Here is a 21,895-nt window from a genome sequence, read left to right as displayed (position 1 = left end):
AGGAGGAAAAGAACACATGAAACGTAATCTTATTGATGCTAGTCAGTTAGAGTTAGAAGATAAAGTAGTATCAATCAAGCGTGTTACCAAGGTTGTTAAAGGTGGTCGTAACTTCCGTTTCACAGCTTTAGTTGTTGTAGGTGACGGCAATGGACACGTTGGTGCAGGTTTAGGAAAAGCAGCAGAAATTCCGGAGGCGATCCGCAAAGGTAAAGAGGACGCTATGAAGAAACTTGTTACTGTTGCAAGAGACGAGAACAATTCCATTACACATGACTTCATCGGAAAATTCGGAAGCGCTGAGATGCTTCTGAAGAGAGCTCCGGAAGGTACTGGAGTTATCGCCGGTGGCCCGGCACGTGCCGTAATCGAGCTTGCTGGTATCAAAAACATCCGTACAAAATGTATGGGTTCCAGAAATAAACAGAACGTAGTTCTGGCAACAATCGCAGGCCTGAGCCAGTTAAAGACTCCGGAAGAGGTTGCAAAGCTCCGCGGAAAATCTGTAGATGAGATTCTGGGTTAAGGAGGAAATGGAAATGGCAGATACAATCAAGGTTACACTGGTAAAATCTCCAATCGGTGCAGTACCGAAGCACAAAAAAACTGTAAAAGCTATGGGTCTTACAAAGATGCATAAAACAGTTGAGATGCCAGACAACGCTGCAACCAGAGGAATGATTCAGCAGGTGCAGCACCTGGTAAAAGTAGAAGATTAAGGAGGTGCCAGAATGGAATTATCAAACTTAAGACCCGCAGAGGGTTCCAAGCATAGCGATAACTTCAGAAGAGGCCGTGGACATGGTTCAGGAAACGGCAAAACTGCTGGTAAAGGACATAAAGGACAGCTTGCTCGTTCCGGTCACAAGAAACCGGGATTCGAGGGAGGTCAGATGCCTTTATACAGACGTCTTCCTAAGAGAGGTTTCACTAACAGAAACTCCAAAGAAATTATCGCAATCAATGTAGACGTTCTCAATCGTTTTGAGGATGGCGCAGAGGTTACAGTTGACAGCTTACTTGCAAGCGGTGCAATCTCCAAGATCGGTGATGGTGTTAAGATCCTTGGAAACGGCGAGCTTACAAAAAAACTCAATGTTAAAGTAAACGCTGTCAGCGAGACTGCAAAAACAAAAATTGAAGCTGCTGGTGGTACAGTAGAGGTGATCTAATGTTTGAGACTCTTAAGAGTGTTTTCAAAGTAAAGGAAATGAGAAGGAAACTTCTCTATCTGATCTGGATGATATTCGTGATCAGAATTGGATCCCAGCTTCCTGTACCGGGAGTCGACAGTGACTTCTTCAAGCAGTGGTTTGAATCTAATACCGGTGACGCATTCAATTTCTTTGATGCGTTCACCGGCGGTTCCTTTACTCAGATGTCAATTTTTGCATTGAACATCACACCTTACATTACTTCTTCCATTATCATTCAGCTTCTTACCATTGCCATTCCGGCACTGGAAGAAATGCAGCGTGACGGAGAAGAAGGCAGAAAAAAGCTTACAGCAATCACACGTTATGTAACCGTTGGTCTTGCTCTGTTTGAGTCTGTTGCCATGGCAATCGGATTCGGACGTCAGGGTATGATCCCGAACATGAACTTCCTTAAAGGAATCGTAGTTGTTGCAAGTTTAACAGCGGGTTCCGCAATGCTTATGTGGCTGGGCGAGCGTATTACAGAGAAGGGTGTTGGAAATGGTATTTCCATCGTCCTGACAATCAATATCGTGTCCAGGATCCCGAGCGATGTATCCCTTCTTTATGAGAACTTCGTCAAGGGCAAAACAATTGCAAAAGGCATGCTCGCAGCCTGCATTATTGCTGTGATCATCCTGTTTGTTGTAGTGCTCGTACTTATCCTCAACGGAGCAGAGAGAAGAATTCCGGTTCAGTATTCCAGAAAGATGGTTGGACGTAAGATGATGGGCGGTCAGTCCACAAACATCCCGCTCAAGGTAAATACTGCCGGTGTTATCCCGGTTATTTTTGCTTCTTCCATTATGTCATTCCCGTCAATCATTGCACAGTTTGCTGGCAAAGGAAACGGAACAGGCATTGGAAGTGAGATCTTAAGAGGACTTTCCTCTAATAACTGGTGTAATCCAAGTCAGATCCAGTATAGCTGGGGTCTGATCGTGTATGTAGTACTTTGCGTATTCTTCGCATACTTCTATACATCCATTACCTTTAATCCGTTGGAAGTAGCCGATAATATCAAAAAGCAGGGCGGTTTTATCCCAGGCATCCGTCCGGGAAAACCGACTTCAGATTATTTGACTAAAATCCTGAATTATATTATATTTATAGGTGCAGTAGGTCTTGTTATCGTGGCCGTTATTCCGTTCTTCTTTAACGGTGTATTTGGCGCGAACGTTTCCTTCGGAGGAACATCTATCATCATCATCGTAGGTGTTATCCTGGAGACCGTTAAGCAGATGGAATCTCAGCTGCTTGTACGTAATTACAAAGGCTTCCTGAACTAATTGAAAATGAAGGTTGCGGTGCGAAAGTGTCGCAGCCTTGATTTGTAAACAGGACTGTCTGAAAATCAGGCAGCAAACAGGAAAATGGAGGGTATGCTATGAGAATTATTATGTTGGGTGCACCGGGGGCAGGCAAAGGTACTCAGGCCAAGAAAATTGCGGCGAAATATGGGATTCCGCACATCTCCACAGGAGATATTTTCCGTGCCAACATCAAAAACGGTACCGAGCTTGGAAACAAAGCAAAAACTTACATGGATCAGGGACTTCTTGTTCCGGATGAACTGACCTGTGACCTTGTTGTTGACAGAATCCAGCAGGAGGATGCAAGAGAAGGATATGTTCTGGATGGTTTTCCGAGAACAATTCCGCAGGCAGAATGTCTGACAGAGGCTCTGAACAAACTTGGAAGCAAAATTGACTATGCAATCGATGTGGATGTACCGGATGATAATATCGTGAAACGTATGGGCGGTCGTCGTGCCTGCGTAAAATGCGGTGCAACTTATCATGTTGAGTTCGCAGCACCGAAAACAGAAGGTGTCTGTGATACCTGTGGTGACAAGCTTGTACTCCGTGACGATGATAAGCCGGAAACAGTCCAGAAGCGTCTGAATGTTTATCATGAGCAGACACAGCCATTGATTGACTATTACACCAGACAGGGTGTTTTGAAGACGGTAGACGGAACCAGGGATCTGAATGAGGTATTCCAGGAGATCGTTGACATCTTAGGAGAATAAGAATGTCCGTAACAATTAAGACACAGCATGAAATAGAACTTATGAGAGAATCCGGCCATCTTCTGGAGAAGGTGCATGATGGTTTGATCCCTTATATCAAACCAGGCGTCAGCACCAAGGAGATTGATAAGATTGGAGAAGAAATGATCCGGTCTATGGGCTGTATTCCGAACTTTTTGAATTACGGAGGTTTTCCGGCTTCTTTTTGTATCAGCCTGAATGATGAGGTTGTGCATGGAATTCCATCCGAAGAGAAGATTATCCAGGACGGGGATCTGGTTAAGATCGACGCCGGCCTGATTTACAAGGGCTACCATTCTGACGCAGCACGTACCTATGCGGTAGGTGAAGTATCCAAAGAGGCACAGCAGCTTATTAAAGTTACAAGAGAGTGCTTTTTTGAAGGACTGAAAATGGCAAAAGCCGGAAATCATTTAAATGATATTTCCAAAGCCATCGGAGCCCACGCAGCGAAATACCGTTACGGTATTGTACGTGACCTTGTAGGACATGGAATCGGAACTCATCTTCATGAGGATCCGCAGATTCCAAACTTCCCGCAGAAGCGCAGGGGCATCAAGCTCCTTCCGGGAATGACCCTGGCCGTCGAGCCCATGATCAACCTTGGTCGTGCGGACGTGGCATGGCTGGACGATGAGTGGACAGTAGTAACCATGGATGGTTCACTTTCCGCACATTATGAAAACACGATCCTCATTACAGATGGGGAACCAGAGATTCTGACGCTTACAAATCTGTAAGCAGCAATTGTTGTCATGACATAGGAGGTAAAAAATGTCAAAAGCAGATGTGATCGAAGTAGAAGGCACTGTTCTGGAGAAACTGCCTAACGCGATGTTTAAAGTAGAACTGGAAAACAAACATGTGGTACTTGCCCATATCAGCGGTAAGCTCCGTATGAACTTCATCCGTATTCTCCCGGGAGATAAAGTAACGATCGAACTTTCTCCGTATGATCTTTCCAAGGGAAGAATCATCTGGAGAGATAAATAAGAAATATTGTAAAAGACGACCTGGTGGCGTTAAGCTGCCAGGTCTTTTTTTAGGCCTTTTCTGCAGAAAAAGAATCTGAAGTGGAGTTTATCACTCACATTTTTTTCACGCTTTAAACATAAAATGAACAGATTTTGCTGATATAGTATGAGCATACAAAAAAGAGAGGTGTTCATATGAAGAAAAAATATCTTGCAGCGATCTTGGGAGTTATGATGGCAGCTACATCTGTTACTGCATGCGGGGCAGCGACAACAACGAATACAGCGGAAAGTTCAGAGAATAAAGAAACAGAAGATACAACAGTAGAGAGTGCAGAAAGCACAGATGATAGTGACAGCAGTGCAGATGTGGATAAAGAGGATTCTGATGAGGAAGATGTGACCTACGGTGAAGTGAAATCTGTGGAAGACGGAAAGATTATCATCGCAGTTGGAACGATGAAAGAAATGGGCGGAAATGGTGGAGCACCTGGTGGAGATGCTTCTTCTGATACAGCAGACAAATCCGATGCAGAGGCAGCATCTGATGACAGCAGTGATGAAGTCCAGGAGAAACCGGACGGTGACAATGCAGATGGAAATGGTGGTACCCCAGGCGGAGATCAGGGAGAAGCGCCTTCCATGCTGGATCTGACCGGAAATGAGATGACAGTCACAGTAACAGACGATACAGTGATCACAAAAGAAAGCGCCGGAGGTCCAGGCGGAGCTCCAGGAGGAAATCAGGGAGAAGCACCTGAGAAACCGGATGGAGATAACGGAAATGGAGAAGCACCTGAGAAACCAGACGGAGATAACGGAAATGGTCAGGCCCAGGGCGGTGCGCCGGATGGCAATAATTCTCAGAGTGAAAACATTGAACTTTCCAACATCCAGGAAGATGACATCGTAGCCATCACCACAGATGATGAAGGAAACGCCCTTACCATCAAAGTACAGAGTACAGATATGAGTGGAGGCCAGGGCGGTCAGGGAGGCCCTGGTGGAGCACCAGGAGGCCAGTCTCAGGGAGTAGACAGCTACGACGCAGCCAATACCTACAATTCCGATACAGAAGTATCCGACACATCCCTGGAATCCTCAGGAACAGATGAAAATGCAGTACTTGTATCATCAGGAGCAAATGTAATCTTTGATAATGTGGACATCACAAGAAATTCTTCCGACAGCACAGGCGGCGATAACTCCAGCTTTTACGGCGTAGGAGCGGCACTCCTTGCAACAGAGGGCAACGCCTATGTAAAAGGCGGAACCGTAACCACTGACGCAGCCGGCGGAGCAGGACTTTTTGCCTACGGCGACGGAACCGTTTATGCGGCAGATACTACCATCAAGACAACACAGGATACTTCCGGTGGGATCCACGCAGCCGGTGGTGGTAAATTATATGCCTGGGATCTGGACGTGGAGACAGATGGAGAATCCGCAGCTGCCATCCGAAGTGACCGTGGCGGCGGAACCATGGTAGTAGACGGCGGAACCTATACATCCAACGGCGAAGGCTCGCCGGCTGTATATTGCACTGCCGATATTGCGGTAAAGGATGCCACACTTACAGCAAACGGATCAGAAGCAGTATGCATCGAAGGCCTGAACTCATTGCATCTATTTGACTGCGATCTCACCGGAAATATGAGCGATTTAAGCCAGAATGACAGCACCTGGACCGTAATCCTCTACCAGAGCATGTCCGGTGATTCCGAAGTAGGAAACAGCGCCTTCCAGATGGATGGAGGAACCCTTACATCACAGAATGGCGGTGTGTTCTACACAACCAACACAGAGAGCGACATCACTCTGAATGCTGTAGATATCACATACAACAATGACAATGAGTATTTTCTCCGCTGTACAGGAAATAACAACGAAAGAGGCTGGGGCGAAAACGGAGCCAACGGAGCAGACTGCGACTTTACTGCAATCAGCCAGGATATGGAAGGTGATGTAATCTGGGACACCATCAGCCAGCTTGATTTCTATATGACCGATGGAAGTAATCTTACCGGAGCCATTGTAGACGATGAAAGCTTTGCCGGCAACGGCGGAGATGGTTACTGCAACGTATATGTCAGCGACGATTCTACCTGGACAGTAACCGGTGACAGCACCGTCTCCAAACTTTCCAATGCCGGAACCATCGTGGATGACTCCGGAAAAACCGTCACAGTTAAAGGAACAGACGGAACCGTATATGTAGAAGGCGACAGCGATTATACGATCACTGTAGATAAATACGAAGATACAGCAGATACATCCGGCAGCGATGCGGTTGCATCCTGGTCTGATTATGAAGTGGAGAAACCGGACACCCTCTAAAAAAGAACATCCCTTTTGCAAAAATATAAATGAAAAGAATCCCGTGGAAACGTTTAAAACCGTTTCCGCGGGATTCTTTTATGTAGTCCATTCTGTAAATTTCAGCGTTTTATCATCCGATACCGCCAAGCACGATACCAAGGATCAGCACCAGAAAGCATACCGTAATATAAAGATATTTACACACCGGATAAAAATATTTTGTGAATGGTTTTTCACGGCCCTTGTTGATCTGGCTCTCTACATAGTTCCGGCCAAATACCCAGAAGAACATGATTCCTGCAAGTCCTGCGCCAAGAGGGCAGATATAGATAGAAAGTACATCCATCCAGTCAGAGACGATGCCCTGGATCAGAAGAGAAACTACGACTCCGATAGCTGCGATCACCATACAGGAAGGGATACGGCCAAGGCCTGTTTTTTCCTGGACTGTGGCGATTGGTGCCTCATAAAGGTTCATAAGAGAAGTCATGCCTGCAAGGAATACCGCCACAAAGAAGATAATGGCAATGATCCGGCCGCCTGGCATGGTTTTGATCAGGTGAGGCAGATAGATGAACAGAAGTCCAGGCCCACCCTGATCAAGCTGTGCACCGGTAGTTGCCATTGCAGGAATGATCACGAGTGCAGCCAGCATGGCAGCCAGCGTATCAAAAAGTGCAACTCTGGCTGCAGAAGCCGGGATATCTTCACTGTCCGGAAGGTAGGACCCGTAGATCAGTGTTCCGTTACCTGCAACGGACAGGGAGAAAAATGCCTGCCCAAGTGCAAAGATCCAGGTGGATGGTTTCGCCAGAACTTCTGGTTCCACACGGAAGATGTAACGGTATCCGGCAGCAGAGCCAGGCTGAAAAGCAACATAGATGCCAAGGATCACAAACAGTACGAAAAAGATCGGCATCATGATCTTGTTTGCCTTTTCGATACCACTTCCAACACCATACATCAGGATAAACATACAGATCACAAGAGCAGCCAGCTGCCAGAGATTGTTTCCCCAGGCAGATGCCATGCCGCCGAATTTGGAACCAAAGGACTCAATATCTGCAGGAGCCAGGGTGGATCCTGTAAAAGTTCCGATCATATATCGGAAGATCCAGCCCATGACAACGGTATAGCCGATAGCCATGGCAAGTGCACCGGCAACAGGGATCCATCCAAGGGTTTCGCCCAGTTTCCTCCTGCCTTTTGTTTCGCAGGCAAGACCAAAAGCATCAATGGGGCCGGAACGTGTTCCACGCCCGAAACTCATCTCACCGATCACCCCTGTAAATCCGATCAGTGCCACAAAAATAAAATACGGGATCAGAAACGATCCCCCTCCATACAGGGAAACTCTGGTAGGAAACATCCAGATATTTCCCATTCCAACCGCAGACCCGATACAGGCCAGAATGAACCCCCAGCGGCTGTTAAAAGATTCTCGCTTTTTCATAAGAATAAAAATTCCTCTCTCCATTTGATTGTTTCAGTATAACACAGTTCAGGAAAAGAAGAAACAGCACAGCATTGGGAAATCTGAGCATTTCCGCAAGGGGAGTGTCAGGGAGCCTGTTGGATCACCGGCGCAGGGCGTTGTCATAAAAACGGAAGTGATCCGGACGATGGCGGGACTGGGTATACTCAAACATAACACCGTCACTGTTGTAAGTCTGGCTGGATACCACAGCCACGCAGTTATAATCTTTTACATTCAGATGAAGATATTTTTCATCAATCTCTGTGACCTTTTCCACAGTCATCACACGTTTGCTGTTGACAATGGTCATATGAAGTTCCTGTTCCAGATATTCATAGATGGAATGTCTGGCAATCTCGGCAGTAAGGCCGGGAACAGATTCTTTCAGAAAATAGTTATGGTTGATGATCAGCGGAATATCATCCAGATAGTGGATACGCTGGATATAGTAAACTTCAGCTCCGACAGGAAAGCCGGTGTAAGAGGCCTGTTTTTCACTGATGCACAGTTCAGTGAAAAGAACAACTTCCGTGCGGGCATTCTGGCCGTTCCTTGTAGCAGATTCCTTGAATGTTTCGATCTCACCGATGGTGAAGGCAGTCTGCTCACTTGGACGGTAGATATTGCGGACACCTTTTCCCTGCATGGTTTGTACATAGCCGTCACTGACAAGAAGGCCAACTGCGCGGCGCAGAGTATTTCGGGAGCAGCCGTAGGTCTGGATCAGGGTGTTTTCAGGGGGAAGAAGCTCCTGGTAGGCAAAAGTGTTATCTTCGATTTTCATTTTCAGATCTTTATAGATATCTTCATAAATACTTCTTGGCATTTCTATTCTCCATTCATGTTCGGTCAAAAAATATAGCAGGATTTATGATTCCTATAGCATTTCCGGCAATTTATGTTCTGAGCAGCTGAACTTGATGCAGTAATTTATGGAAATGCTATAGGATCATTATAAAAGATTTTGCAGGCAAGCGCAATGCAAATACTTTGAAATGTTTAAACAAGTTTTAAAAAGCATATTGACATGTTTAAACAAGCGTGATATAAATAAAACATCGACAACATGTTTAAACAAATCAGAACAAAGGGAAATAATCATCAAAATGTAATGGAGGAAAGGAAAATGGGAAAGTATACACAGGATGCCCAGCAGCTGCTTCGCCTCATCGGAGGAAAAGAGAACATTGCAGCTGTATCACATTGTGTAACTAGAATGCGTTTTGTACTCAATGATCCGTCAAAGGCGGATGTGGAAGCAATCGAAGCTATGAAGGTGGTAAAGGGAAGCTTCACACAGGCGGGACAGTTTCAGGTGATCATCGGAAATGCAGTCGCTGATTTTTACAATGATTTTGTAAAAGTGGCAGGAGTGGAAGGCGTTTCCAAGGATGCAGTGAAGCAGGCAGCAAAGAAGAACCAGAATGTTCTCCAGAAGGTGATCGCTGCACTGGCAGAGATCTTTGCACCGCTGATCCCGGCTATCATCACCGGTGGTCTGATCCTGGGATTTCGAAACTGTATTGACAGCATTTACTTCTTTGAGAATGGAACGAAAACTTTATGTGATATCAGTCAGTTCTGGTCCGGAATGGACAGTTTCCTGTGGCTGATCGGTGAAGCAATCTTCCACATGCTGTCGGTAGGTATCTGCTGGTCTGTGACCAAGAAAATGGGCACAACGGAGATGCTTGGTATCGTCCTTGGACTTACCCTAGTTTCCGGCCAGCTTCTCAACGCTTATTCTGTAGCCGGAACAGCAGCAGCGGATATTCCGAAATGGGATTTCGGATTTGTAAAAGTGAACATGATCGGTTATCAGGCACAGGTGCTTCCGGCGATCATGGCAGCGTTTGTACTTGTTTATCTTGAGAGGTTCTTCAGAAAAATATCTCCTCAGGTGATCTCAAGTGTTGTAGTTCCATTCTGCAGTCTTGTACTTGCTGTAATGGCTGCGCATTTTATTGTAGGTCCTATCGGATGGAAGATCGGTTCTGCGATCTCTTCCGTAGTATATGCAGGAATCACAGGATCCTTTAAAGTTGTATTTGGTGCAATTTTCGGATTTGTTTATGCACCTCTTGTTATCACAGGACTTCATCATATGTCCAATGCTATTGACCTTCAGCTGATCGCAGATTATGGCGGAACCATGCTGTGGCCGATGATCGCACTTTCCAATATTGCTCAGGGTTCTGCGGTTATGGGAATGATCATCCTTCAGAAAAAGAATGTAGCAGCACAGGAAGTCAATGTTCCGGCAGGAATTTCCTGTTACCTTGGAGTAACAGAGCCGGCAATCTTTGGTGTAAACCTGAAATACGGATTCCCGTTTATCTATGGAATGATCGGATCTGCTATTTCAGCAGTTGTCTGCGTTATGACTTCTACAACAGCCAACGCAGTAGGTGTAGGTGGAATCCCGGGAATCCTGTCCATTCAGCCGAAATATATGGGAAGCTTTGCAATCTGTATGGTGATCGCTTTTGTGATTCCGATGACACTGACATTTATTGTTGGAAAGAAAAAACTTTCCATGGCAGATCGAGTGGGAGCCGGGGACAGCGCAGATACAGTGGATGTATCAGCAGAAGCCGGCAGCATCAGCGCAACAGAAAATACAGAAACAACAGAACTTAACGGAGATGGAGCAAACACTCTCAGAGCTTTCCTTACAGGAAAAGTAATTCCTCTGAAGGAAGTAAATGACGGCGTATTTTCCGAAGGAGTTATGGGTGACGGTCTTGCCATCCTTCCGGAGAACGATACTCTTTATGCGCCATGTGACGGTGAAGTAACTGTTCTTATGGACGAGTCCAGACATGCCTGCGGGCTGACTCTTGAGAACGGCATGGAGATCCTTCTCCATATTGGAATTGATACAGTGGAAATGCAAGGTGACGGTTTTGAGTATCTGGTATCTCTGAACCAGAAAGTAAAGCAGGGAACACCGTTGGTACGTTTTGACAGGGAAAAGATTAGGACAGCAGGCCATCCGGATGTGACAGTATGTATTGTGACAGAAGAAGGCAATGCGAAAGATTTTGAATTTGTAACAGATATTCACGCAGAAGCAGGAAAAACAGAGATCGTTTTATTTAACTGAAGTGGGTACAGGCTGTGAGATCGGATCATGAATGTCCGATTGATTTAGGAGGAAAGAATTATGACAGATTTTGGCAGAAAGACAGTATATCAGGTTTATCCGAAATCCTTCAGGGATTCGGATGGGGATGGTTTTGGTGACATCCGTGGAATCATTGAAAAGCTGGATTATCTCAAAGAATTAGAAATTGATTATCTCTGGATTACACCGGTATTTATCTCTCCAATGAACGATAACGGTTATGATGTGGCAGATTATTATAAGATCAATCCACAGTTTGGAACCATGGAGGATATGGATGAACTGATCCGAGAGTGTGATAACCGTGGAATTGGTCTGATGTTGGATATGGTATTCAACCACACATCCACAGAGCATGAATGGTTCCGGAGAGCCCTTGCAGGAGAAAAAAAATATCAGGACTACTACATATTCCGGGATGAACCGGAAGATCAGATTCCGACAAACTGGCAGTCAAAATTCGGCGGTCCTGCATGGGAGTATGTACCATCACTGAAAAAATGGTATCTCCATCTTTATGATGTTACCCAGGCAGATCTGAACTGGGAGAACCCGGAAGTCCGTGGCGAACTGAAAAAAGTTATCCGCTTCTGGAAAAACAAAGGGATAAAAGGCTTCCGTTTTGATGTAATTAATGTAATTTCCAAGCCTGAGCTGTTTGAGGATGATCTGGAAGGCGACGGAAGAAGATTTTATACAGACGGTCCTCATGTACATGAATATCTTAAGGAACTGACCAGAGATACAGGCATTGAGGATATGATCACAGTAGGAGAAATGTCTTCCACTTCGCTTGAGAACTGTATTCGTTATTCAGGACGGAAGGAAAAAGAGCTTTCCATGTGCTTTAATTTCCATCATCTGAAAGTAGATTATAAGGACGGAGATAAATGGACACTGATGGAGCCTGACAGAATAGCACTGAAAAAACTGTTCGAGACATGGCAGATGGGAATGCAGGATGGAGATGGCTGGAATGCACTTTTCTGGTGCAATCACGATCAGCCGCGAGTTGTGTCCAGAATGGGCAATGAGGACCTTTACTGGAAAGAATCCGCCAAGATGCTGGCAGCGGCGATTCACATGATGCGGGGAACTCCTTATGTTTATCAGGGAGAGGAACTGGGAATGACCAATGCCCACTACAACGATATTTCCCAGTACCGTGATGTGGAGAGCCTGAATTATTATAAAATCCTTCTTGATCAGGGAAAAACCAAAGAGCAGGCTCTTAAGGTTCTGGCTGCCAGATCAAGAGACAACAGCAGAACACCGATGCAGTGGTCTGATGACAAAAACGCAGGATTCACAGAAGGAACACCGTGGATCGAAGCTCCCGAGAATTATAAGGAGATCAATGCAGAAACAGAACTTAAAGATCCGGACTCCATTTACAGCTTCTATAAGAAACTGATTGCCCTTCGAAAAGAAAAAGATATCATAGCAGAGGGAACTATCGAATTTCTGGAAAAAGAAAATGCAGATGTGCTGGCATACAGACGTAACTATCAGGGAGAAGAACTGATCGTTCTTAATAATCTGACAGCAGAGAATGTAACGATCCGGCAGCAACCGGAATGGAAAGCATATCAGAAACGTCTTGGAAACTATGAGAAGATCACTGCAGAAGATGGAAAGATCACATTAAGACCGTTTGAGACAATCGTATTAGATTCAGCTTTATAAAATTAAAAAAATGCCCACCTGATTAAAATGAAAAGAAACAGGAACTGAAAATAAATCAGAACCTGTTTCTTTTTTGTATCTATGGACATACAGTCTTCCTGTAGTGTAAAATATAGATATACGATATCTGTAAACACCGCAACAGGAAAGGAAGGAAAATTATGAAAAACAAACGAAACCAAGGTAACAGACTGCTGACCATATGTATGGTATTACTGCTGGCATTCAGTATGCTGTTTACAGCAGTAGGAACAACAGAGAATGTACAGGCCGCGTCAAACGGACTCAGTGCATATAAGAAGATTACTTTTTATAAAAGCGGCAAAGTAAACGGCACGATTTATTCTATGAAATACAATGACAGAACCAATCGTTATATTGTATATGCTTCAAAGAATGGTAAAAAGAAAGCGCTTCTTAACAGCTGTTCCAGTGGTTCCATTGTAACAAACGGAAAATATCTTTATTATGAAAGTGCAGCATTTCTGAGGAGCGGCAGCTTTGGAGGAACTTACAAAAATCGTAAACTGGTTCAGTATAATCTGAAAACCCGTAAAAATAAAGTGCTGATAAGCTTCAGGGGGGAGGGACCTGCGGATAGCATTATCGGCTGCGATGGCACCTATCTTTATATGGGATATCAGACCCAGTATGGTGACGGACTGGGAAATTTTGCAGTGGTAAATCTGAAAAAAAGACAGATAAAACGTCTGGGGAAGGATTGTTCAACAGTACAGAGCGTGAAAAACAAAGTCTTGGTTACAGCTGTGGGATTCCCTCATGGAGGTCCTGTCTATCTGATAAACAGAGATGGAAGCAAATGCAAAATAATTAGTGACAGAGCTATTAAAGTATCTGTAAAGGGCAACTATATTTATTATACAGAAGCTACTTATGACTGGAAAACAAGAAAGTGCAGATGTGATCTCAACGGAAATAACAAGAAAGCTCTTACTGCGTGGAGCAGAGGAATTGCCGGATAAGAAAATTTCTAAATTTCATAATAGTCTGAGGTCTGAAAAATAAATAGAAAAACAGAGGGGCTGTCGGTTAATAATGATTTTAACACCGTCAGTTCCAAATAAAATGATCCCGGCAAGTACAAAGTTTTTACGTTTTGTAACTTGTTTGGGATTATTTTATTTGAGATTGTGAGAAAAAGTCTGTAAATAAGATTCTTTTACGAATGCAAGGGTGATAGACCCTTCGCCCTTGTTTTATATAAAAGTTGTTGAATTATATGTCAAGCACAGGGGGCGCCCGTCTTAATCGTCGGTTTACTTGTTACTCTGGATGGCACCTTTCGTATATAATACTCAGTTTGTTATATACCTGCACCCAGTTTCGAATTGTACTGGCCTATTTTTCGTAGCCTTAAAAGTGGCCAGATACAGCGCTTTTAAAGAGTGCTTTTTCTTGACATAGAAACATATTCAGAAATCGTTGCAGATGACAGGTACGAAAGTGGAGGAACAGTTACAAATGAATGAAGAAGTAAAACGACGAGAGGATATGTCAGTATAAAAACTTATTACAGATGTTCAGACTGCACTGGTTGTTCTTATAAAACAGAATGTATCAAAGGGAATAACTGCAAAACATCTATGGAAAAACGTAAAAAAGTGTTGATGGTGTCGAAGATAATGGTCCAGAAACGGGAAGAAAATCTGGAACGGATCACAAGTGAGTATGGAATCATGCTTCGGATGAATCGCAGTATTCAGGCAGGAAGGACAGGAAATCACTTTTGCGTTAAAATTGACATAGAATTTGATGGTTGAAAACAAAGCAGTTTAAAATAAGGCATGCTGAAAGGGAGGCTTAGGAAAGAATGGCCGCTGATGGAGTCTGCCAGAGTAGCGATGAAGAAGCTCAACCGCAGATTCTTCAACGGTTGTTGAAAGATTCTTGCTTTTTCAACTAATAAAATGGTGTCTCTCTATTTGATTATTTAAGTATACTATAAGTCTGAACAGGAAGAAACTGTGGCGTATCAGGAAATCCTGTTTCTGTTATGCTAAAAAAGGAAGAAAGAAAAATCAAGTAATTTAAGGGAAAAAGCATTGAAAAAATGCGAATGCTAAACTTTAGATAAGGGTTTTTTTGTATCCCAAAATAAATGTTATTTGGGAGTGACAGTGTTAAAAATCATTATTCATCATCTTCTTCATCATCAATGGAATAGTCATTGAGTTCCGGAAAATCAAGAAACTCACTTAAGGTCATTCCAAATACATTAGCGATTTTATGGAGTGTTCTTACTTGGGGATTCCTGCTTTTTCCTCGTATAATATTATCTATTGTGGATTGTTTCAGTCCAGCCAGTGTTGCAAGCTTGTTTATCGTAATTTTACGATTTTTGCAGAGCTGACAGATACGTAATGCATAAATATCAGAATAAGTCATACGGTCACCTGTTATGATTAGTTATCTTTGTAAAGTTGAGTTCATCATAACAGAGGAAAAATATAAAATTACCTTTACATAGTTGACTTTAAGTAAATAAAAGAATATTATTAAAATGTTACCTATATATAGGTGAATTGGATGTGTAAATGTCTACTGGATTATAAAAAAAATACAGGAGGACAAAAAAATGGAGAAATATGCATATATTAGAGTATCTACCAAGGAACAAAGTATAGACAGGCAGCTGTTAGCTCTGGAACCTTACCAAATTAAAAAGAAAAATATATATTGTGACTATCAGTCGGGGCAACAGGTCATATGTGGGATAGTGGAAAAATTACAAAGGATGCAACTTGCAAAGAACCTGGAAGTAAAACTTACACTTGTACAAGATGTAGAAAAACAAGCACAGAAGAAATTCCGGCAACAGGACATCAGTATACAGAACTGCGTAATGAGATAGAAGCAAACTGCATACAGGAAGGTTATACAGGCGATGTTTATTGTACAGACTGCGGCATAAAAATTTCTTCTGGAAAAACTATTCCGAAAGAACCCCATACCTGGGATGAAGGAAAAGTAACGAAAAATGCAACCTGTACAGAAAAAGGAATCAGAACATTCACTTGCGAAGTATGTAGATCCACAAGAATAGAAGAAATCCATGCGACCGGACATGTAAATACTATTACGAAATTTTCAAAAAAAGCATCCTGTAAATCCGATGGTTACAGTGGCGATATTTTTTGCCAGGATTGTGGCAAGTTGCTGAAAGAAGGAACAATAATTCCGAAAACGAAACATACGTGGAATGCGGGAAAAATTACAACAGCGGCTACCACTACGAAGGAAGGAATCAAAACATTTACCTGTACTTTCTGTGGAGTGACAAGAACTGAAAAGATTGCAAAACTCAAACCACAGACTGTAACACTTGGAAAAGTCATAAATGATAAAGCTACAAATGGAGTTTACAAGGTACTGAAGGATGGAATGAGCGTTGAATTTACAAAGCCGTTTTATAAGAAAGCATCTGTAAGAATTCCTGATAGAGTTAAAATAAATGGAATTACATGTAAAGTAACGGGAATATCAGCAAATGCTTTTAAAAATAATACGGTCCTCAAAACTGTTACTATTGGAAAGAATGTGACAGTAATAGGTACGGATGTATTTTGGGGATGCAGAAAGTTGAATAAAGTAAGTGGTGGAAATAATATAATGAAGATTGTAGACAGAGCATTTGCCAATTGCGTAAGTCTGAGTAGTATTACAATCTCAGAAACCGTCAGCAGAATTGGTAAACAGGCGTTCTATAACTGTAAAAATCTCAGAACCGTTATTATCAAGACAGGAGTATTATCTAATAAAACTATTGGTGAAAAAGCCTTTGCAGGAACATATAAAAAGCTGACTGTCAAAGTTCCGGCAAAACAGCTGAATGCATACAAGAAGCTTTTAAAATCCAGAGGAATGAGTTCCACGGCGGTCTATAAAAAATAAAGAAAATGGGAATGTCGGAAAAAATTAAGTAAATTTGAGGGAAAACGCACCGAAAAAACAGCATAGAAAAATGCGGATGCAAAACTTCAGATAAGAGAGCTTTGTGTTCCAAGATGAATGTTATTTCTTAAAATAGAACTATCCCGAACAAGCTGCAAAGTGTAAAAACTTGTACTTGCCGGGATAGTTTTATTTAGAGCTGACGGTGTTAAAAATCATTATTAATCAATGGCTCATTTTGATTCAGGCTTCTTTTTTCTTGTAGGAAATATTTCTATAATTGCTTGGGGCAGAAGTTTTCTTTTGAGATACGCTAGAAGTATCAGCGGCAGTACTGCGGTCCGCAGCAATCAGCCACACCGCATAGAAAGCCGAGATCAGACAGACCCACACACCGGACAATCCACAGTACATATAAAGGATCAGAGAAAGAGCAGCACCTGCATGGAAAGACAGCAGCGTCATTCCGTAGAATTTCGCCTTATCACGCTGTGCGTCATCTTTTTTCATAAGAAACTGTGTGACAGCAGTGGTGAACTGGCGGAGATTGTTGGTGGAAAAGATCGTCGAGCTGTTATATCCGCCGGGAGCCTTGAAAGTACACCACTGGAAAGGCATTGCGAAGAATACCGGATAAAGAGCTACGACCGGGCTCATTCTGGCTGGCAGGAAACCAAGCAGCAAAACTGCACAGATATCAATTCCGATACTGATAAAACGAAGATCTGTGGAAAAATGTTCCGGTATCCAGACCGTAAGGATCACAGCTGTCATATAGATCAGAAGTGCGCCCACACGCAGCATCATGTCCGAAAAGTCTCTGCCGATGATATCACGCACAACACCGAGAAGGTTGGCAGTCTGTGCGTTGCCGAAAAGATCGGCTCTTGATACAATGGCGTAAAGCCCCAGATATCCTCCGATAAAAGATAAGGTGTAATGGATCAGAAAACGATATTTCATTTCCGTATGCATATATAAAGATTCCTTTCATATAAAAATGGGCAGCTTTCCGTCTGTATGAAAGTACAGGATATAAGAAGTTTGACAGGTTCTGCCGGACTTTGCCACCCATTATAATACAGTCTGTAAAAAAAATCAAAAATTTTTAAAATTTTTTCTTGCATTTCAGGAAAACAGGTGTTAGTATATATTTCAAGCGCGCAAATACTGTGTATGAGTGCGCCTATGAAACTGCAGATATGAGACTAATTTACGGAAGGAGGATTTCCAGTGAAAGTAAGATCATCTGTAAAGCCGATCTGCGAGAAGTGCAAGGTCATTAAAAGAAAGGGATCCATCAGAATCATCTGTGAGAACCCGAAGCACAAACAGCGTCAGGGTTGATTTCCATATCGGAACTTCTTTGGAATGTTTGTGAAACGTGCGGCTGCAGTATGAAACACCCGGAAGGGTTGTTCTACTGAGTGAATAATAAGCATGTATTGCCTAATACCGAGAGGCAACAGCGGTTAAGATCCGCAATTTCGGAAAGGCTGTGATTCGCCAATTACAGCTGGGTGTTTTACCGAGGCACCCCAATTAGGAAACTAGAAAAGAAAGCGGCAGGTTGATATGTCCCATTTCACCTTGCGGGAGCAAGTGACATACGATATGCAGGACTTTCAGAAACAGAAAATGGAGGAAACAGTACATGGCTCGTATAGCTGGTGTAGACTTACCAAGAGAGAAACGTATTGAAATCGGTCTTACCTACATTTATGGAATTGGTAGACCAAGCGCAGACAAAATTCTTGCTAAAGCAGAGGTTAATCCTGACACACGTGTCAGAGATCTGACTGATGACGAGGTTAAGAGACTGAGCGCTGTTATTGATGAGACAATGACAGTAGAAGGTGATCTGAGAAGGGAAATCGCCCTTAACATCAAGAGACTGCAGGAGATCGGATGCTACAGAGGTATCCGTCATCGTAAAGGACTCCCGGTTCGTGGTCAGAAGACCAAGACAAATGCGAGAACTCGCAAGGGACCGAAGAGAACAGTTGCAAACAAGAAGAAATAATTTATAGATATAACTAATTAATTTCAAAAAAAGGAAAGTGTAGGTTAGTTTTAAAATGGCAAAAGTTACAAAGAAAACGACAAAACGTCGTGTCAAGAAAAACGTTGAACACGGACAGGCACACATTCAGTCTTCCTTCAACAATACAATCGTTACACTGACAGATAACGAGGGAAACGCTCTTTCATGGGCAAGTGCCGGTGGTCTTGGATTTAAAGGTTCAAGGAAATCTACCCCTTATGCAGCACAGATGGCAGCAGAGACTGCAACAAAAGCTGCTTTAATTCATGGATTAAAAACAGTAGACGTTATGGTAAAAGGCCCGGGCTCAGGCCGTGAAGCAGCAATCCGTGCGCTTCAGGCATGCGGACTTGAAGTAACCAGCATTCGTGACGTAACTCCGGTTCCTCACAATGGATGCCGTCCACCAAAACGCAGAAGAGTCTAATTAGGAGGTAGTTGAAATGGCAGTAAACAGAGTACCTGTTCTGAAAAGATGCAGATCCCTTGGCCTGGATCCGATTTACTTAGGAATTGATAAGAAGTCCACAAGACAGTTAAAACGTGCAAACCGCAAGGTATCTGAGTACGGACTTCAGTTAAAAGAGAAACAGAAAGCAAAATTCATCTACGGAGTTCTTGAGAAACCTTTCCGTAACTACTACAAGAAAGCCGACAGAATGCAGGGCCAGACAGGTGAGAACCTTATGGTTATGCTTGAGAGCAGACTTGACAATATCGTTTTCCGTATGGGATTTGCAAGAACAAGAAGAGAGGCTCGTCAGATCGTAGATCACAAGCACGTACTTGTTAACGGAAAATGCGTAAACATTCCGTCCTATCTCTGCAAAGCAGGCGATACAATCGAGATCAGAGAGAAGAGCAAAGGTTCTGAGAGATATAAAGGAATCCTTGAGGTTACAGGTGGAAGACTTGTTCCGGAGTGGATCGATGCTGATCAGGAGAACCTGAAGGGTGTAATTAAAGAGCTTCCTACAAGAGAGCAGATCGATGTTCCTGTAAACGAGATGCTTATCGTCGAGCTGTATTCTAAATAATTAGTAACTGTTTACAGTGTCTACAGTTATAAAAATTGGTAATACCCTCGAATGTTGATTAACCCAGAAGGAGGGAACCTTATAGTGTTTGATTTCAATAAACCAAAAATCGAAATTACCGAAATATCCGAAGATAAGAAGTTTGGAAGATTCGTTGTAGAGCCTCTTGAAAGAGGTTACGGTACTACCCTTGGCAATTCTTTAAGAAGAATTATGCTGTCCTCCCTTCCGGGAGCTGCAGTAAGCCAGGTAAAGATCGATGGTGTACTTCATGAATTCAGCTCCATTCCGGGCGTGAAGGAAGATGTAACCGAGATCATCATGAATCTGAAATCTCTTGCCATCAAGAATCACAGCAGTGACAATGAGCCGAAGACCGCATACATCGAGTGTGAGGGAAAAGGTGTTGTTACAGCAGCTGATATCCAGGCAGATCAGGATATTGAGATCATGAACCCGGATCAGGTGATCGCAACCCTGAACGGCGGAAAAGACTGCAGACTGGCCATGGAACTTACCATTACCAAGGGACGTGGTTATATCAGCGCAGACAAAGGCAAAACCGATGATATGCCGATCGGTGTGATCGCAGTTGATGCAATCTACACTCCGGTTGACAGAGTCAACATGATCGTCGAGAATACACGAGTTGGTCAGGTAACTGACTTCGACAAGCTTACACTGGATGTATATACCAATGGAACACTTGATCCGGACGAGGCAGTCAGCCTTGCAGCGAAGGTTCTCAGCGAGCATTTAAGCCTGTTCATTGATCTTTCCGAGAATGCTAAGACCGCTGAGGTTATGATCGAGAAAGAAGACAATGAGAAGGAAAAGGTTCTGGAGATGAGCATTGATGAGCTTGAACTCTCTGTTCGTTCCTATAATTGCCTTAAGAGAGCCGGTATCAATACGGTTGAAGAATTATGCAACAAGACTTCTGACGATATGATGAAGGTTCGTAATCTGGGCCGCAAATCATTAGAGGAAGTACTTGCGAAACTCAAAGAGCTGGGACTTCAGCTCCAGCCTACAGAGGAATAATAATGTTGACGGTTCGCGGTGAATGTCGCGAACCGTAACTGGATAACAGGTTCTGGTACCAGCATGCCGTACGTGCGTGCACACCGCCGGAAACAGAATAATGAGTGGGGTGTCAGCAGCAGGACAGTAAGACCGAACAAGCATGTCCTGGTGTCCCACAGATGGAGGATAATAAAATGGCAAAATATAGAAAATTAAGCAGAACATCTAACCAGAGAAAAGCACTCCTGAGAAATCAGGTTACAAACCTTCTTCATCACGGAAAGATCGTGACAACAGAAGCTAAGGCTAAAGAGATCCGCAAGATCGCTGAGGGACTTATCGCTATGGCTGTACGTGAGAAAGACAATTTCGAGACAGTTACAGTAACAGCTAAAGTTGCCCGCAAAGATGCTGACGGAAAACGTGTAAAAGAAGTCGTAGACGGCAAGAAGAAAACAGTTTACGATGAAGTACAGAAAGAGATCAAGAAAGATGCTCCTTCCAGACTTCATGCACGTCGTGAGATGATGAAAGTTTTCTATCCTGTAACAGAGGTTCCTGCTAAGGGCGCTGGCAGAAAGAAAAACACAAAAGAAGTTGACATGGTTGACAAGATGTTCAGCGAGATCGCTCCGAAATACGCAGATCGTAACGGTGGTTACACAAGAATCGTTAAGATCGGTCAGCGTAAAGGCGACGCAGCTATGGAAGTTCTCATCGAGCTTGTATAATTGTAATTCTGACCATTTTAAAGGACATTTGCAGAAATGCAGATGTCCTTTTTTTGTATGCTTAAATAGTTGAAAAAATGCAGAAATGGCGGATTTACGACCATAAATTACATGAAGATGACATAAATTAAATAATGAATCATGATATAATATATAGAACAAAAAGATACAATGACAGAACAAGAGGGGATACATAAGTATGACGATGATGACCATTGCCATTTGTGACGATGATTATTCCGGGACTCTCAGAGCCACCTGTCCGGACTTTGAGAGCCACCATTCCGGAGAATGGGAGCCATATATTCCGGTA

Annotated in this window: 23 protein-coding genes and 1 pseudogene; 20 read left to right on the top strand and 4 right to left on the bottom strand. The window is 43.2% G+C overall.

Annotated features, from left to right (window positions below; translation table 11 throughout):
* Nucleotides 1–16: 16 nt before the first annotated feature.
* The 8 genes from rpsE to G5B12_RS11260 all read left to right on the top strand — a co-directional run bounded on the left by rpsE (nucleotide 17) and on the right by G5B12_RS11260 (nucleotide 6,560).
* Nucleotides 17–526 carry a 30S ribosomal protein S5 gene (gene rpsE, locus G5B12_RS11295; protein WP_015526931.1) on the top strand — a complete coding sequence of 170 codons (510 nt, stop codon included), beginning with the start codon at nucleotides 17–19 and terminating at the stop codon, nucleotides 524–526.
* 13 nt (nucleotides 527–539) lie between these two features.
* Nucleotides 540–719 carry a 50S ribosomal protein L30 gene (gene rpmD, locus G5B12_RS11290; protein ID WP_015526932.1) on the top strand — a complete coding sequence of 60 codons (180 nt, stop codon included), beginning with the start codon at nucleotides 540–542 and terminating at the stop codon, nucleotides 717–719.
* 12 nt (nucleotides 720–731) lie between these two features.
* Nucleotides 732–1,172, top strand: a complete 441-nt coding sequence (gene rplO / locus G5B12_RS11285; protein WP_015526933.1) for a 50S ribosomal protein L15 — start codon at nucleotides 732–734, stop codon at nucleotides 1,170–1,172.
* On the top strand, nucleotides 1,172–2,485 hold the full coding sequence (gene secY / locus G5B12_RS11280) for a preprotein translocase subunit SecY (RefSeq protein WP_021975810.1): 1,314 nt from the start codon (nucleotides 1,172–1,174) through the stop codon (nucleotides 2,483–2,485). The genes rplO and secY overlap by 1 nt, the downstream gene beginning before the upstream one ends.
* Nucleotides 2,486–2,583: 98 nt before the next feature.
* Nucleotides 2,584–3,228 carry an adenylate kinase gene (locus tag G5B12_RS11275; protein WP_021975811.1) on the top strand — a complete coding sequence of 215 codons (645 nt, stop codon included), beginning with the start codon at nucleotides 2,584–2,586 and terminating at the stop codon, nucleotides 3,226–3,228.
* Nucleotides 3,229–3,230: 2 nt separating this feature from the next.
* A complete protein-coding gene (gene map / locus G5B12_RS11270; protein WP_021975812.1) occupies nucleotides 3,231–3,989 on the top strand; it encodes a type I methionyl aminopeptidase in 759 nt (252 codons plus the stop codon).
* Nucleotides 3,990–4,023: 34 nt separating this feature from the next.
* Nucleotides 4,024–4,242 (top strand): translation initiation factor IF-1, encoded by a 219-nt coding sequence (gene infA / locus G5B12_RS11265; RefSeq protein WP_005428560.1) that lies wholly within the window; start codon nucleotides 4,024–4,026, stop codon nucleotides 4,240–4,242.
* 176 nt (nucleotides 4,243–4,418) lie between these two features.
* Nucleotides 4,419–6,560, top strand: coding sequence for a hypothetical protein (locus G5B12_RS11260; protein ID WP_174088296.1), 2,142 nt, complete (start codon nucleotides 4,419–4,421; stop codon nucleotides 6,558–6,560).
* Nucleotides 6,561–6,672: 112 nt separating this feature from the next.
* Here G5B12_RS11260 and G5B12_RS11255 read toward each other — a convergent pair whose 3' ends face one another.
* Nucleotides 6,673–7,995: a sodium-dependent transporter gene (locus tag G5B12_RS11255; protein ID WP_174088294.1), complete on the bottom strand. Its 1,323-nt coding sequence runs from the start codon at nucleotides 7,993–7,995 to the stop codon at nucleotides 6,673–6,675.
* A gap of 124 nt (nucleotides 7,996–8,119) precedes the next feature.
* The gene (locus tag G5B12_RS11250) at nucleotides 8,120–8,845 is read right to left on the bottom strand and encodes a UTRA domain-containing protein (RefSeq protein WP_021976093.1); all 726 of its coding nucleotides are present in this window, start codon (nucleotides 8,843–8,845) and stop codon (nucleotides 8,120–8,122) included.
* A 300-nt stretch (nucleotides 8,846–9,145) separates the two neighbouring features.
* On the opposite strand from G5B12_RS11250, the gene treP reads away from it, so the two are divergent.
* From treP to G5B12_RS17525, 4 genes and pseudogenes are all read left to right on the top strand, one after another.
* Nucleotides 9,146–11,125 carry a PTS system trehalose-specific EIIBC component gene (treP, locus tag G5B12_RS11245; RefSeq protein ID WP_174088292.1) on the top strand — a complete coding sequence of 660 codons (1,980 nt, stop codon included), beginning with the start codon at nucleotides 9,146–9,148 and terminating at the stop codon, nucleotides 11,123–11,125.
* Nucleotides 11,126–11,185: 60 nt separating this feature from the next.
* Nucleotides 11,186–12,832: an alpha,alpha-phosphotrehalase gene (gene treC, locus G5B12_RS11240; RefSeq protein ID WP_021976091.1), complete on the top strand. Its 1,647-nt coding sequence runs from the start codon at nucleotides 11,186–11,188 to the stop codon at nucleotides 12,830–12,832.
* A 161-nt stretch (nucleotides 12,833–12,993) separates the two neighbouring features.
* Complete coding sequence (locus tag G5B12_RS11235) at nucleotides 12,994–13,815, top strand: hypothetical protein (RefSeq protein ID WP_118071084.1); 822 nt, start codon at nucleotides 12,994–12,996, stop codon at nucleotides 13,813–13,815.
* 528 nt (nucleotides 13,816–14,343) lie between these two features.
* A pseudogene (locus G5B12_RS17525) lies at nucleotides 14,344–14,613 on the top strand (transposase); the annotation flags it as partial.
* A 370-nt stretch (nucleotides 14,614–14,983) separates the two neighbouring features.
* On the opposite strand, the gene G5B12_RS11225 reads toward G5B12_RS17525, so the two are convergent.
* A complete protein-coding gene (locus G5B12_RS11225) occupies nucleotides 14,984–15,238 on the bottom strand; it encodes a helix-turn-helix domain-containing protein (protein WP_021976089.1) in 255 nt (84 codons plus the stop codon).
* Nucleotides 15,239–15,428: 190 nt separating this feature from the next.
* On the opposite strand from G5B12_RS11225, the gene G5B12_RS11220 reads away from it, so the two are divergent.
* Nucleotides 15,429–15,704: a recombinase family protein gene (locus G5B12_RS11220; protein WP_174088290.1), complete on the top strand. Its 276-nt coding sequence runs from the start codon at nucleotides 15,429–15,431 to the stop codon at nucleotides 15,702–15,704.
* A 302-nt stretch (nucleotides 15,705–16,006) separates the two neighbouring features.
* On the top strand, nucleotides 16,007–16,744 hold the full coding sequence (locus G5B12_RS11215) for a leucine-rich repeat domain-containing protein (protein WP_174088288.1): 738 nt from the start codon (nucleotides 16,007–16,009) through the stop codon (nucleotides 16,742–16,744).
* Nucleotides 16,745–16,987: 243 nt separating this feature from the next.
* On the opposite strand, the gene G5B12_RS11210 is transcribed toward G5B12_RS11215, so the two are convergent.
* Entirely contained in the window at nucleotides 16,988–17,719 is a 732-nt protein-coding gene (locus G5B12_RS11210; protein WP_021976087.1) for a YoaK family protein, read from the bottom strand.
* Nucleotides 17,720–17,977: 258 nt separating this feature from the next.
* Here G5B12_RS11210 and rpmJ point away from each other — a divergent pair, with 258 nt between their 5' ends.
* The 6 genes from rpmJ (at nucleotide 17,978) to G5B12_RS11180 (ending at nucleotide 21,582) form a co-directional block, all read left to right on the top strand.
* Complete coding sequence (gene rpmJ / locus G5B12_RS11205) at nucleotides 17,978–18,091, top strand: 50S ribosomal protein L36 (protein WP_003022746.1); 114 nt, start codon at nucleotides 17,978–17,980, stop codon at nucleotides 18,089–18,091.
* A 307-nt stretch (nucleotides 18,092–18,398) separates the two neighbouring features.
* Nucleotides 18,399–18,767 carry a 30S ribosomal protein S13 gene (rpsM, locus tag G5B12_RS11200; RefSeq protein ID WP_008707282.1) on the top strand — a complete coding sequence of 123 codons (369 nt, stop codon included), beginning with the start codon at nucleotides 18,399–18,401 and terminating at the stop codon, nucleotides 18,765–18,767.
* 55 nt (nucleotides 18,768–18,822) lie between these two features.
* Entirely contained in the window at nucleotides 18,823–19,215 is a 393-nt protein-coding gene (gene rpsK, locus G5B12_RS11195; RefSeq protein ID WP_015526942.1) for a 30S ribosomal protein S11, read from the top strand.
* 16 nt (nucleotides 19,216–19,231) lie between these two features.
* Complete coding sequence (rpsD, locus tag G5B12_RS11190; RefSeq protein ID WP_021976086.1) at nucleotides 19,232–19,825, top strand: 30S ribosomal protein S4; 594 nt, start codon at nucleotides 19,232–19,234, stop codon at nucleotides 19,823–19,825.
* A gap of 84 nt (nucleotides 19,826–19,909) precedes the next feature.
* A complete protein-coding gene (locus tag G5B12_RS11185; RefSeq protein ID WP_021976085.1) occupies nucleotides 19,910–20,869 on the top strand; it encodes a DNA-directed RNA polymerase subunit alpha in 960 nt (319 codons plus the stop codon).
* A gap of 176 nt (nucleotides 20,870–21,045) precedes the next feature.
* Nucleotides 21,046–21,582, top strand: a complete 537-nt coding sequence (locus tag G5B12_RS11180; protein WP_021976084.1) for a bL17 family ribosomal protein — start codon at nucleotides 21,046–21,048, stop codon at nucleotides 21,580–21,582.
* Nucleotides 21,583–21,895: the final 313 nt, after the last annotated feature.

This window comes from Blautia sp. MSK.20.85, from assembly GCF_013317245.1.
Taxonomy (GTDB): domain Bacteria; phylum Bacillota; class Clostridia; order Lachnospirales; family Lachnospiraceae; genus Blautia_A.
The sequence above is the reverse complement of the archived record's forward strand: the minus strand, read 5'-3'. Positions and strand labels throughout refer to the sequence as shown.

Coding starts and splice junctions, on each gene's coding strand:
- G5B12_RS11260 (WP_174088296.1), top strand. CDS start 4,419: ATGAAGAAAAAATATCTTGCAGCGATCTTGGGAGTTATGATGGCAGCT.
- treP (WP_174088292.1), top strand. CDS start 9,146: ATGGGAAAGTATACACAGGATGCCCAGCAGCTGCTTCGCCTCATCGGA.
- G5B12_RS11210 (WP_021976087.1), bottom strand. CDS start 17,719: ATGCATACGGAAATGAAATATCGTTTTCTGATCCATTACACCTTATCT.
- rpsE (WP_015526931.1), top strand. CDS start 17: ATGAAACGTAATCTTATTGATGCTAGTCAGTTAGAGTTAGAAGATAAA.
- G5B12_RS11235 (WP_118071084.1), top strand. CDS start 12,994: ATGAAAAACAAACGAAACCAAGGTAACAGACTGCTGACCATATGTATG.
- infA (WP_005428560.1), top strand. CDS start 4,024: ATGTCAAAAGCAGATGTGATCGAAGTAGAAGGCACTGTTCTGGAGAAA.
- rpsM (WP_008707282.1), top strand. CDS start 18,399: ATGGCTCGTATAGCTGGTGTAGACTTACCAAGAGAGAAACGTATTGAA.
- G5B12_RS11180 (WP_021976084.1), top strand. CDS start 21,046: ATGGCAAAATATAGAAAATTAAGCAGAACATCTAACCAGAGAAAAGCA.
- G5B12_RS11225 (WP_021976089.1), bottom strand. CDS start 15,238: ATGACTTATTCTGATATTTATGCATTACGTATCTGTCAGCTCTGCAAA.
- G5B12_RS11250 (WP_021976093.1), bottom strand. CDS start 8,845: ATGCCAAGAAGTATTTATGAAGATATCTATAAAGATCTGAAAATGAAA.
- rpmD (WP_015526932.1), top strand. CDS start 540: ATGGCAGATACAATCAAGGTTACACTGGTAAAATCTCCAATCGGTGCA.
- rpsD (WP_021976086.1), top strand. CDS start 19,232: ATGGCAGTAAACAGAGTACCTGTTCTGAAAAGATGCAGATCCCTTGGC.
- rplO (WP_015526933.1), top strand. CDS start 732: ATGGAATTATCAAACTTAAGACCCGCAGAGGGTTCCAAGCATAGCGAT.
- G5B12_RS11255 (WP_174088294.1), bottom strand. CDS start 7,995: ATGAAAAAGCGAGAATCTTTTAACAGCCGCTGGGGGTTCATTCTGGCC.
- G5B12_RS11220 (WP_174088290.1), top strand. CDS start 15,429: ATGGAGAAATATGCATATATTAGAGTATCTACCAAGGAACAAAGTATA.
- secY (WP_021975810.1), top strand. CDS start 1,172: ATGTTTGAGACTCTTAAGAGTGTTTTCAAAGTAAAGGAAATGAGAAGG.
- map (WP_021975812.1), top strand. CDS start 3,231: ATGTCCGTAACAATTAAGACACAGCATGAAATAGAACTTATGAGAGAA.
- treC (WP_021976091.1), top strand. CDS start 11,186: ATGACAGATTTTGGCAGAAAGACAGTATATCAGGTTTATCCGAAATCC.
- G5B12_RS11275 (WP_021975811.1), top strand. CDS start 2,584: ATGAGAATTATTATGTTGGGTGCACCGGGGGCAGGCAAAGGTACTCAG.
- rpsK (WP_015526942.1), top strand. CDS start 18,823: ATGGCAAAAGTTACAAAGAAAACGACAAAACGTCGTGTCAAGAAAAAC.